Here is a 12313-nt window from a genome sequence, read left to right on the forward strand (position 1 = left end):
GCAGGCGGGTATTCGCGGAACATCGCAACGCGGATGCGTTCCGGAACTAAAACACTTTGGGTTCCAGATAAGCGCTAAAGCGCTTTCTGGAATGACGAGGGAAATGGGCATTTCCCTTTTCGTCGTTCCCGCCTGCGCGGGGATGACGATTGGTGTGGGGAGTCTGGCCCTTACCCCCTACTCCCCCGGTTTCAGCCGCGCCATAAGCCGGTGATCAGCGCTGTTGAGCATGGCAATCGTGCTGTCGTACCCGGCGACGATGGCGTCGTCGTATCGGCGCCATTCGCGCAAATCCATCTCTATGTCGGGCAGGACGAGCATGTCGGCTGCCTCGCGCGTTTCGGCGTGTTCATCCAGCGTGGCGGCGGTGGCCGCGCGCATCAATAGCGAGGCGATGGGCGGCGGATCAGACAGGCCATGGCGCATCGCCCAGCCGAAAAAGCCCGGCGGATTGATGAAATCCTTCGGGTTGATGGCGCGGTTGCGCGTCACATCCACACCGATATTCGCGCCGCGATGGCTCGATTTGAGTTCCTTGATGGGGAAGTTGTTGAACACCGCCCCGTCCACCAGCACGTTCTCGCCATCGATCACGGGCGGCAAAAGCCCAGGAATCGCCAGAGAAGCGCGCAAGGCATCACGCAGGCGGCCTGTCCGGTGGATGCGCACCGCGCCATCGGTCAGGTTTGAGGACACGCAGAAGAAGGGCCGGTGCAGATCGGCAATGTCGACATCGCCGAAATGCTCGGCGAGGCGCTTTTCCACCTCCTTGCCGCGCACCAGGCTAACCACCGGCAGGGTCCAGTCGTTCAGGGGGCTGGATTCCACAAACGCCTTGCGGATGCGGGTATCGATCTCGTCATTGCTCCACCCCATGGCGACACCGGCGGCGATGATCGCGCCCATGGAGGTGCCGGCCACAAAGTCGAACTCGATACCGTGATCGCGGAAGGCCTGGATCGCGCCGATATGGGCATAGGCGCGGCTGCCGCCGCCAGACAGGACCAGCCCCACCGAGCATCCCGCCATGGTGCGCGCCAGATGGGCCACGTCGCGCTCCTCGAACTGGCGCCAGTGGAAGCAGCGCGCGGCCTCGGCGGCGTCCATCCATTCCTGCGGTGTGGCGACGCTACGGCTGCCGCCATGATGCAGCAGCACGACATCGATCAGGCGCAGCTTGGCAGCCGGTGAGGGGTCTTCAGGCAGGATGGGCAAAGAGGGTCTGGCGTCGCCGCGCGCCAGCAGCCAGACGCGGTCAGCCCGGCCAACCGCCTGACGCGCCCAGGACACGTCATTCAGGCGGGCGGTGAGGATGACAATGTCGCCGGTGCGTTCGGCCTCATCTAGCTGTGAGGGCGGTATCACATCGCCTTCCTCGCCGATGATCGTGCAGCTGCGCCCCAGCGCCGCGAGCGCGTCTTTCAGCTGGCGTGAGCGCAAGGCGAGATCAATGGTCGGCGAGGTGGAAACCAGCGCAAATACGCGCGGCTCGGCCTTGGAACGCAGCGTGCCGCCGCGCAGGCGGAACAGCATCATGCGCGCCAGCTCGCGCATCAGGCTGGCATGGCGCCGGGTCAGCTTCTCGAACGCGGCCTTGGGCAGGCGGATCAGCTCGCTATCGCGCAGCGCATAGATATTGGCCGAATGGGGCCGGTCCTCGACCAGCGCCATTTCGCCAATCGGCTCGCCAGCGCGGATATGGCCGACGAGTTCGGGGCGTCCGTCCGCGCCGGTGCGGAAGGCCGCCAGCGCGCCGGAGCGCACCAGATAGAAGGCATCAGCCGGATCGCCGGCTTCAAACAGGGTCTGACCGGCGGGCAGGCAGAACCATTCCACCTCGGCCTCGACAGCCTTCAGCGCGGCTTTCTCAAGCCGGTTCAGGAAGGGAAGAAAGCCAAGCTTCATATCCATAATGGTTGCGCCCCTGCCGGGTTGCGTAGCGCGCTACCCGGTTATCGTCCAGATACCGCCCAAGATAGGCTCATGAGTCCGCACGAACGAACACCCGTGTTTGCGGATGGCGTTCTCCGGCCCCATGCCTTCGGCGTTCGTCATTCCAGAAGCCTTAAGGGCTTGCCGCTATAGCGCTGGCCTTCAACACTTCGTCGTTCCCGCGCAGGCGGGAACCCAGAGCCGTTTGCGCAGGGCCATTGCTGGTCAAACTCTGGATGCCCGCCTGTGCGGGCATGACGAGAGTGGGTGTCTCCCCCCGTAAACGGGGGAGGACATCGGAGTGGGCCGGGCTCCCGTTCATCCCGGACTGACGAGGAGCGCGTGGCCCCTAGCCCGCCTGAACCTCGGCGATCCATTCATCGATCAGCTCTTCAAGGATGGCCAGCGGCACGGCGCCATCGCGCAAGACCACCTCGTGGAACATGCGGATGTCAAAATCATCGCCAAGCGCTGTCTCGGCCCGCTCGCGCAATGCGAGGATTTCCAGCATGCCGATCATGTAGGCGGTCGCCTGGCCCGGCATGACGATATAGCGCTCGATGGCGTTGATGGCGTCCCCGCGCGAGTTGGGCGTGTTCTCGACGAGATACTCGATGGCCTGTTCGCGGGACCATTGCTTGTAGTGCAGCCCGGTATCGACGACGAGGCGGGCGGCGCGCCACAGCTCCATCGCGAGGCGGCCAAAGTTGGAATACGGGTCTTCATAGAAGCCCATTTCCAGCGGCAGATACTCGGTATAGAGGCCCCAGCCTTCGGTATAGGCGGTATAGCCGCCAAACCGGCGGAAGGCGGGTACGTCCTCCAGATCGGTCATGATGGCGAGCTGCATATGGTGGCCGGGATTGCCCTCGTGATAGGCCAGCGCCTCCATCTGGTAGATCGGCATGTCGGCCATATCGCGCAGGTTTGCGTAGTAGATGCCGGGGCGCGAACCGTCGGCTGCCGGGCGCGAATAGAAGGCCTTGCCGGCGGACGCCTCGCGGAAGGGCTCCACCCGGCGCACTTCCAGCGCGTGTTCGGGCAGGGTGATGAAGTATTCGGGCAGGCGCTCATTCATGCGCTCGATGATGGCGGTGGCCTCATCAAGATAGGCCTGACGGCCTTCATCGGTGTTGGGATAGTAGAATTGCGGATCCTCGCGCATGAACACGAAGAACTCCTGCAGGCTGCCGTCAAATTCCACTTCCGCCATGATGGCTTCCATCTCGCGATGGATGCGCTCCACATTCTCCACGCCCAGATCGTGGATGTCCTGCGCGCTCAGGTCTGTGGTGGTGAAATTGGCCAGGCGCGCATTGTAGAAGGCGTCGCCCTCGGGCAGGCGCCATACGCCGTCACCGGCGGCTGCGCTTTCGCGCTGGGCGGTCATCACCGAGATCAGGCGCTCATAAGGGGCTACCCAGCTTTCAAGTGCCGTGCGGCCTTCATTGAGCAGGCGCAGGCGGTCTTCGGCGCTGATATCTATCTGGTTGATATTCCGCTCATAGCTTTCCCAGACGATATTATCGCCTTCACCCTCGAACGGCGCGCCGGAAATGACGTTCTGCGCGGTCTCGATGATGTAGTCATACATCCAGCGCGGCGGCTGGATGCCCATCTCGAAACGGGCCTCGGCCTCGTCGATCAGCGTGTTCATCACCTCGTCCACGCTGCCTGCACGGGAGACCCAGGCCTCGGCGGTTTCCAGCGAGTTGATGCGGTGAATGGTGGTCAGGAATACCGGGATATTGGCATGCATGCCGCTCATCTGGTGGAAGACATAGCCGTGGCGGCGGAAGGGATGGTTGGCCCTTGCATTCTCCTGACCGTATTCAAACAGGCGCCAGCTGAGCTGGGCTGACGGGTCCAGCGCGTCGAAGTCGAAATTCCCGCGCATATGGGCCAGCCGGTCTTCGCTGATCTGGAAGCTCTCTTCGGCAAATTCATTGCTGAAATCGCCCCACTGGCCGTAATCCTCATCGATAATGCCGCGATAGGCCTTCATCAGCGGGCTGCGGTCGAGGTCTTCCTGCTCGATCTGTTCAAACCAGGCGTTCAGGCGCTCGGTTTCGCTCTGCTCGGCGGCGGCGTCCTGCGCGGCGATGCTGGCAAAGGCAGGAGCCGCCACCATCGGAGCCGACAGAAGAATAGCCGTCATGGCGGCGCCGGACAGGCGCTGGCGAAGTGTGCTGGTCATGAGTTTTGAACTCCCCGGTTCTTGTCTTTCAGGTGTCGCGGCCCAGCCTTTTGACCGGCGCGAGCGGCGTGAAATTGCCCTCGCGCTTTTCAGACCGGGCGGCCATCGCCTCGACAATATCATGGGGATTCCAGATGGAAGCCTGCAGTGTCATCACATGTTCGAGACTGTCTGCCACCGTGTGATCGCGCGAATAGAGATGGGATTTCTTGATGCCCGCAATCGTCAAAGGCGGGCGGCTGGCGATGCGGGCTGCCACTGCGTCCACCTGCGCCTTGAGGGCCGCTTCGTCGGGCAGCACGCCATTGAGAAGGCCCAGCGCATAGGCGCGCTCAGGGGCAAGTGTTTCGCCCGTATAGGCCAGCTCCAGTGCGATACCGGGGGGGATCAGGCGCGGCAGGCGCTGCAGCGTGCCGACATCGGCCATCATGCCGATATTGGTCTCCTCGATGCGCAGCCAGGCGTCTTTCGTGGCGTAACGCAGATCACACGCCGTCACCATGTCCACCCCGCCGCCGACGCACGGCCCCTGCATGGCGGCGATGACCGGAAAGCGGGCGCGCTCGAACGCCGTGAATGCATCCTGCAAGGACATGGCGGCGCACATGAAGGCTTCGCGCGTGGCGGCGGTATCGGTGGTCAGCGCGTTCGGGTCAGAGAACACCGAAATGTCCATCCCGGCGGTAAAGACCGGGCCTTCAGCATCGAGAATCAGCACCCGTGTCTCACCTGCGTCCGACAGCGCATTCACCGCATCGGGCAGCTCGCGCCAGAAGGCGGGCGTCATCGTGTTGCGCTTGTCAGGACGGTTCAGCGTCAGGCGGGCAATCGGCCCGTCTGACGACAGGGCGAAGCTGGAATAACTCATGGGCGCGCTCCCGGTCACAAGGTGAGGGCGTCACTCTAGACCGGGAGGCCGGGCATGCCAGTGTGTTATCAGCTGCGTTCGGGCTGGACAGCTATTGCAGATAGTCCAGCGGATCGATCACGGTGAAGCCGGGCGCTTCCTCCAGATACTGGTCGAGCAGGTATTTGTGGCCCGCGCCGTAAATGACCAGCACCCGCTCGCCGGGCTGGGCGATCTGCGCGATGCGGGCGAAAATGATCATGTTGCGCCCCCACCATGCGGCCATCTGGTGCGCGCCCACCGGATCCTCGACCGTTCCGGCCTGCGCCAGCCAGAGATACATGCGGTGGAAACCCAGCATCTCGGCGGAGTTGGCGTCGATCAGCCGTTCGCGGATAGTGCCATCGGCATTACGCGAGAAGAACGCTTCCACCTCGCCAACCGTCTGCTGGAAGGCTTCGAGCAGATCTGTCTGTCCGGCCTCCTGCGCGGCCCCCAGCATGGCCTGGAAGTCCATCCCGTTCTGATAGTCCACCGCCCAGACCTGTTCATGGCCCATACGCGCTGCCAGACGCAGGCCGATCTGGTCGCGCTCATTGACCGTCAGCTCGGCTTCGCCAGCGCGCCAGGCCCGGTAGCGGTCATTGATCCAGTCTTCATGCTCGGGTTCCAGCTCGACGATGATCCGGTCCGGCTGGAAGGCTTCGATCCGGTCCAGAATGTCGGCGATTTCCTGCTGGCGCTGAGGGGAGAGGAAGTCGTCCACCTCCGGATTGACGTAGTCACTTCCTCCGCTGAAATGGATGGTGCCCAGTACCATGACCTGCGTATCGCCGGCCGGACGCGTATCATCGTTTTGAGCATAGGCACTGCTTGCGCAGATAAGTGCGCCCAGGAGGCCCGCGAACTGTTTCAGCATGAAAACTTTCCTTCGACGAAATGGAGTGGCTTTACCACCATGATGCAGGCAAGAGGCTGTCTGGATGCAATGACCGGACAAACAAGCCAACGCACTGCTTACATTGCACTTGCGCCATGTTACCGGCTAAGAGCAGCGCTTGCTGCCATCTCGACATCAGGAAGCCGCTCATGACCCAGCTTACCTCCAGGCTCGACCCCGCCTCCGACAGTTTCAAGGCCAATGCCGCGCGCATGGACGAGCTGGTAGCCGAGCTGAAAGCGCGCACCGCTGAAGCCGCGCTGGGCGGGCCGGAGCGCGCACGCGAGAAGCATCTGGCGCGCGGCAAGCTGCTCCCCCGCGAGCGCGTGGAGCGCCTGCTGGACCCCGGCACGCCGTTTCTGGAGATCGGCGCGCTGGCGGCCAATGGCATGTATGAGGGCGATGTCCACGGCGCGGGCATGATTGCCGGCATTGGCCGCGTATCGGGCCGCGAGGTGATGATCGTCTGCAATGACGCCACGGTGAAGGGCGGGACATATTATCCGCTGACCGTGAAGAAGCATTTGCGCGCGCAGGAGATTGCCCGCGAGAACCGGCTGCCGTGCGTGTATCTGGTCGATTCGGGCGGCGCGAACCTGCCCTTCCAGGCCGATGTCTTCCCCGACCGGGAGCATTTCGGCCGCATCTTCTTCAATCAGGCAAACCTCTCATCCGAAGGCATTGCGCAGGTGGCCGTGGTCATGGGCTCATGCACCGCGGGCGGTGCCTACGTGCCTGCCATGAGTGACGAGACCGTGATCGTGAGGAAGCAGGGCACGATCTTTCTGGGCGGTCCGCCGCTGGTGAAGGCCGCGACCGGGGAGGTGATCTCGGCAGAGGATCTCGGCGGCGCGGACGTTCACGCCCGCCGCTCCGGCGTGGTCGATCACTACGCTGCCAATGACGACCATGCCCTGCAGACCGCGCGGCGCATCGTGGCCGGGCTCAACACGGTAAAACGCGTGGATATGGATCTGGCCGAACCGGAAGCCCCGGCCATCGATCCGGAAACGCTGAATGGCGTGATCCCGTCAGACGTGCGCACGCCCTATGATGTGCGTGAGGTGATCGCGCGGCTGGTGGACGGTTCGCGCTTTGACGAGTTCAAGGCGCTCTACGGGGACACGCTGGTGTGCGGCTTTGCGCGCGTACACGGCATGCCCGTCGGCATCATCGCCAATAATGGCGTCATCTTCTCTGAAAGCGCGCTCAAAGGCGCGCACTTCATCGAGCTGTGCTGCCAGCGCGGCATACCGCTCCTCTTCCTGCAGAACATTACCGGCTTCATGGTCGGCTCCAAATATGAGGCGGGCGGCATTGCCAAGGACGGGGCCAAGCTGGTCACGGCGGTATCCTGTGCGCGCGTGCCGAAAATCACCATCATCATTGGCGGCTCTTATGGAGCGGGCAATTACGGCATGTGCGGGCGCGCCTATGGCCCCCGCTTCCTCTTCATGTGGCCGAACGCCCGCATTTCCGTCATGGGCGGGGAGCAGGCCGCCAGCGTGCTCGCCACCGTCAAGCGCGATGGCATGGAGCTGCGCGGGGAGGAATGGAGCGCCGAGGCCGAAGACGCCTTCAAGGCCCCGATCCGCGAGAAATACGAGGCAGAGGGCTCGCCCTATTATTCCACTGCGCGGCTGTGGGATGATGGCGTGATCGCGCCGTCCCAGACCCGCGACGTGGTGGGCCTTGCGCTCTCTGCCTGCCTCAACGCCCCGATCGAAAAGACGCGGTTTGGCGTGTTCAGGATGTAGTCATTCTTGCATTTCACTGGCTCCCGCGTTTCACCGGCGTAAGCCGGTGCCCAGTCTTTTTCCTAATGCTCAGCCCATCCCCCGCCTCCGCGGGGGCAGGCCGGGCTTCGCGCCGTTTACTGCCCCGCTGGTCCAACCGGGGGCCCCCGCCCCGACGGGGGACCCATGGACAGGCCCGGCGGCTGGAAAAATGGACCCCGGCTCGGTGGCCGGGGACCCGGTTTTAGAACGGCTCATACCCGTCCGGCCCCGTCAGGGGCCGCAAGGCCGACCGGCCGCCCGCGACTTTTCGCGGAACATCGCAACGCGGATGCGTTGCGGAACCAGAAGAGGCATGGCTTCCCCGGACCTCGCTGCCGCTCGGCCGGAGAATGACACGCGTAGAGGTTTTCCGTTCTCCCCCGCGTTTCCTCTCTCACCCCTCCGCCCCATTAAATCTTGGTAGGAAAGCAAAAACCCGCTTTCGCGCCGCGCGCGCCGGGATAATCATGCGGCCATGAAAAACATCCTGCGCTGCTCCGTGATTCTTCCCGCCCTGCTGCTGTCTGCCAGTCCTGCGCTGGGCGATGAGCCGCCCGCAGACCTGTTCCAGCGGGCGGTGGCCACCGCCCAGCTTCATAATGACCGCGCCGGCGAGGTGTGCGGCTTTGCCTATGCCCCGCACTGGAACGAGGATGGCGGTTTCATCGTGGAGCAGGGCGAGGGCGCTGCCCGCTGGCTGGACGCCCGCTCACAGCCGCTGGATGAGGAACTGGCGGCAAACTTTCCCGAAGACCCGCGCCAGATGATCCGCCAGTCGCCTGACCGCCTTCTGGAGAGCGCAGACACGCCGCGCTTTGTGCGCTGGGAGGACGGGCTGGCCATCTACCAGTTCCAGCCGGTGAGCCTTCCGCTCGCGGGTGGCGGATTCAGCTTTGACGTCGCCGAAAACGTGGTGGCCGAAGTCGGCATAGACCCGGACACGGCCATGGTGGCATTCCGGGAAGTGAAGGCTCCGTCGAGCTTCCGGCCCAACGCGGTCGTGCGCATTCGCGATTATGAAACACGGGTCAATTTCCGCCCCGCCTGGCCCGACGGCCCCGTTGTGGTGGCAGACCAGCGCTATGCGATTGTCGCCGTTGCCATGCTGCAGACCCATAATCTGACCGGCTCCAGCACCTATTCAGGCTTTACGCGCTGCGAGGCAGGCTGAGCCGCCCAATCTGCCGCATGGCGTTTGGCTGCAACGCACGCTAATGTCCCCACTTCAACTGGGGAGATTTGAGACATGGCGCGTTCCATCCTTCTGGTAAACGGACACCCCGATCCCTCGAAGGAGCGGTTCTGCCATGCCTTGTGCAATGCCTATCAGGAGGGCGCGCACGAGGGGGGCAACGCGGTGGCGCGGGTGGATATAGGCGCGCTGGAATTTGCCTTTCTGGAGAATGCGCAAGCCTTCGTCACGCCGCCGCCGGTCGATATTGCCGCCGTTCAGGCCATGCTGGAGCGGGCCGATCACATGGTGCTCGTTCACCCGCTATGGCTTGGCACCCTGCCTGCGCGCACCAAGGCATTTCTGGAGCATCTCGCCCGCAATGATTTCCTTGTGAAGACCGAGGTGAAGGGCATGTGGCCGGCCAAGCGTATGCGCGGCAAGTCAGCGCGTATCGTGATGACCATGGGCATGCCGGGCTTTGCCTACAACATTTTCTACCGCGCCCATTCCCTGAAAGCGCTGGAGGCCGGTATCTTCCAGATGGCGGGGTTCAAACCCGTCCAGCACACGATTTTCGGTGCCATTGATTTCAGCGCTGAGAGCCGCCAGCGCATGCTGGCGAAAATGCGCGCGCTCGGCCGCGCCGGGAAATAGCGCCTGCTGCACGCTGGCCAGCTTTCCCTTGCCAATCGCGCCTGTCCCCGGTTTTATGGATTAACCATATCCAAACTGAGCCGGGGGGCGAATTTCATGGATGCACTTCAACCTGTGCTGGACTTTTTCCGGCAGGGATTCAGCACCGTAAACGGTGTTCAGGGGCTGATCATCGCGCTGGTCGCGGCCTTTCTTCTGCCTGCCTGGAGCCGTCTGATCGTTTTCGTGTTTGGCGCGACACTGGTTCATCTGGTGGTCGATGCGCTGCTGCCGGTGCTGGCCAATAACGCCGCATTGCGCCTGCCCGACGTGCTCTCCATGCCGTTCTGGCGCTACGTCGCGGCCCTGCTCGCGGGCTATCTGATCGTCATCAGCCTGCTCGCATTGCTCAAGCGATTGCTCCTTAGACGGTAGAATTGCTGCGTCTGCACTATGCCGCCGGGCGCTCAACCCGCCCGTGCAAGGTGCGTTTTTGTTTGCTTTTTGGTAAGAATTTGGCACGGTTCGGGGCGGGAATGCCCGTCCGGGCAGGCGAATGAGGGGAAACATAATGGAAATTCTCGATACGGTATGGGGTTATCTTGAGCCGGTATGGGCGTGGTTGCGCGCCGGGCTGGACATTCACGGGCCGGGCAACTGGACCGAGTTGGGCATCCAGATGGGCGTGATTGCCGTCGTGATGGCGCTGATGATGCAGAGCTTTGGCGCAATCCTGATCTTCACCGTGGTGGGTGTCATCATCCACGTCGTGGTCGACCAGGTATTGCCGATGGTGCGCGACAGCGCGGCCTTCTCGATGCCGCCGGTATCGGACATGAGCTACTGGCAGTATATCGCCTTCCTGGCGCTGGCCTACTTCGTGGGCCTGATCGTGCTCTTCCTGATCAAGAGCATCATCTTCCGCCGCTAGGCATCTGCAAGTTGACGGGCAGGGGCGCTGATCGGGGGATTGGCGCCTTTTTCCCGTGCTGACATGAAAAGCGCCCCGGTCATCTGGCCGGGGCGCTTTGCTTTGGGCGCCTCACTGGCCTAATGATGGCGCAAAGCACGCGATTTGCGCGCGCACCGATGAGGAGCCTCCCCCATGAGCCAGAACGATGTCCTTCTGTCCGTCACGCCGGGCGGCACCGCGATCATCACGCTGAACCGCCCCGACAAGCACAACGCCTTCAACGCCGACGTGATCGCCACCCTGTCGGATATGTTCGAGACGCTGCGCGCCAATACTGACGAGGTGCGTATGGTGGTCCTGCGCGGGGCTGGCCCCAGCTTCTCTGCCGGGGCGGATCTGGAATGGATGAAGGCGGCCGCCGACTGGACCCATGACGATAATGAGGAAGACGCGCTGGGCCTGGCGCGCATGCTGCGCCGCCTGCACGACCTGCCGCAGCTGACTGTGGCGCTGGTGCAGGGCGCGGCCATGGGCGGCGGGGCCGGGCTGGTGGCCGCCTGCGATGTCGCCATCGCGGTGAAAGACACCAAATTCCGCTTCTCCGAAGTGCGCCTCGGCCTGACGCCCGCCACCATCTCGCCCTTCGTGGTCCGGGCCATCGGCCCGCGCTGGGCCAAGGCCCTGTTCGCCACCGCCGAAGGCTTTGACGGCGAGTTCGCCCATAAAATCGGCCTCGCCCAGTATGTGGTGGACAGCGCGGACGATCTCGATGACGCGCTGGAAATGGTCGCAAAGCTGGTCTTTGCCGCTGCGCCGGGCGCGGTCGCGGCCTCCAAGGCGCTGGTGGACGAGGTGACGGGGCAGGAGATTGATGACCGGCTTGGCAAGCACACGGCCAAGCTGATCGCTGACCGGCGGGTTTCCAAGGAGGGCCGGGAGGGCCTTGCCGCCTTCCTTGAAAAGCGCAAGCCGGGCTGGGTGAAGTAACGCGCCGCGCCGCGCCGGCCATGCTCTCCCTGCGCCAGCTTGAGGCTGCGTTTCACGCGCGCCGCGAAGCCTTGCGAGCCCGGCTCGTGCGCGGGCGATGGAGCGGCTATGCGTTCGAGTTTCTGGCCTTCGGCATCAAGCAGGGCTGGGCCTGCCTGTTCGGCGCGCTCATGCTCGCCCTGCTGCTGGCGACTTTCCTCTACTATCCTGCCGATGCGCCGCTCGCCCGTTATGATTTCCTGACCCTTGCCGCCATTGCCATCCAGATTGGCATGCTCGCTTTCGGGCTGGAAAACTGGGAGGAGGCGCGCGTCATTGCCGTCTTCCATCTGGTCGGCACGGTCATGGAAATCTTCAAGGTGACGATGGGGTCGTGGATCTATCCCGAAGCGGGCGGGGCAATTCTGGTCATCGCGGGCGTGCCGCTCTTTTCCGGCTTCATGTATGCGGCCGTGGGCAGCTATATCGCGCGGGTCTGGCGGCTTTTCGATTTCCGCTATGACCGCTTCCCGCCTTTGTGGCTGCAGGGCCTGTTGGGACTTGCGATTTACGTGAACTTCTTCACTCACCACTTCACCATCGACATCCGCCTTGGTCTCTTCGCAGCTAGCGCGCTCATCTACGGGCCGTGTGTGATCTGGTTCCGGCCAGACAGGGTGCATCGCTGCATGCCGTTACTGCTGGCTGCGATTCTGACCGCGCTCTTCATCTGGTTTGCCGAGAATATCGGCACCTTCGCCAGAGCCTGGGCCTATCCGGGGCAGGAATCTGGCTGGCACATGGTCTCGCTCGCCAAGCTCGGCTCCTGGTATCTGCTGATGATTATCAGCTTCGTGCTGGTGGCGGCGGTCCACCGCGCCTCCGTTGCGCGCTTGCGTCTGCGCGCCTGATCGCCCACAACGCCGCAACAGA

11 protein-coding genes are annotated in these 12313 nt (G+C 63.4%); 7 read left to right on the forward strand and 4 right to left on the reverse strand.

The annotated features are described in order from the left end of the window. Positions 1–177: 177 nt before the first annotated feature. The 4 genes from X907_RS06330 to X907_RS06345 form a co-directional block, all read right to left on the reverse strand. Positions 178–1911 (reverse strand): patatin-like phospholipase family protein, encoded by a 1734-nt coding sequence (locus X907_RS06330; protein ID WP_127566332.1) that lies wholly within the window; start codon positions 1909–1911, stop codon positions 178–180. Between the two features lie 370 nt (positions 1912–2281). After that, positions 2282–4129 (reverse strand): DUF885 domain-containing protein, encoded by a 1848-nt coding sequence (locus X907_RS06335; RefSeq protein ID WP_127566335.1) that lies wholly within the window; start codon positions 4127–4129, stop codon positions 2282–2284. Positions 4130–4157: 28 nt separating this feature from the next. Next, positions 4158–4997: an enoyl-CoA hydratase-related protein gene (locus X907_RS06340; protein ID WP_127566337.1), complete on the reverse strand. Its 840-nt coding sequence runs from the start codon at positions 4995–4997 to the stop codon at positions 4158–4160. A gap of 91 nt (positions 4998–5088) precedes the next feature. Beyond that, entirely contained in the window at positions 5089–5895 is an 807-nt protein-coding gene (locus X907_RS06345) for a DUF5694 domain-containing protein (protein ID WP_127566339.1), read from the reverse strand. A gap of 170 nt (positions 5896–6065) precedes the next feature. Between X907_RS06345 and X907_RS06350 the strand changes: the two genes are divergently transcribed. The 7 genes from X907_RS06350 to X907_RS06380 all read left to right on the forward strand — a co-directional run bounded on the left by X907_RS06350 (position 6066) and on the right by X907_RS06380 (position 12291). After that, positions 6066–7673: a carboxyl transferase domain-containing protein gene (locus X907_RS06350; protein WP_127566341.1), complete on the forward strand. Its 1608-nt coding sequence runs from the start codon at positions 6066–6068 to the stop codon at positions 7671–7673. Positions 7674–8169: 496 nt separating this feature from the next. Then, a complete protein-coding gene (locus X907_RS06355; RefSeq protein ID WP_127566343.1) occupies positions 8170–8865 on the forward strand; it encodes a hypothetical protein in 696 nt (231 codons plus the stop codon). A gap of 75 nt (positions 8866–8940) precedes the next feature. Further along, positions 8941–9522 (forward strand): NAD(P)H-dependent oxidoreductase, encoded by a 582-nt coding sequence (locus X907_RS06360; protein WP_127566345.1) that lies wholly within the window; start codon positions 8941–8943, stop codon positions 9520–9522. A gap of 96 nt (positions 9523–9618) precedes the next feature. Next, entirely contained in the window at positions 9619–9936 is a 318-nt protein-coding gene (locus X907_RS06365; RefSeq protein ID WP_127566347.1) for a hypothetical protein, read from the forward strand. A 136-nt stretch (positions 9937–10072) separates the two neighbouring features. After that, positions 10073–10432, forward strand: a complete 360-nt coding sequence (locus X907_RS06370) for a hypothetical protein (RefSeq protein WP_127566349.1) — start codon at positions 10073–10075, stop codon at positions 10430–10432. A 174-nt stretch (positions 10433–10606) separates the two neighbouring features. Then, a complete protein-coding gene (locus X907_RS06375; RefSeq protein ID WP_127566351.1) occupies positions 10607–11401 on the forward strand; it encodes an enoyl-CoA hydratase-related protein in 795 nt (264 codons plus the stop codon). 20 nt (positions 11402–11421) lie between these two features. After that, a complete protein-coding gene (locus X907_RS06380) occupies positions 11422–12291 on the forward strand; it encodes a DUF817 domain-containing protein (protein WP_127566353.1) in 870 nt (289 codons plus the stop codon). The last annotated feature ends 22 nt before the right edge of the window (positions 12292–12313 follow it).

The sequence above is a fragment of the Glycocaulis alkaliphilus genome, from assembly GCF_004000605.1.
Classification (GTDB): Bacteria; Pseudomonadota; Alphaproteobacteria; order Caulobacterales; family Maricaulaceae; genus Glycocaulis; species Glycocaulis alkaliphilus.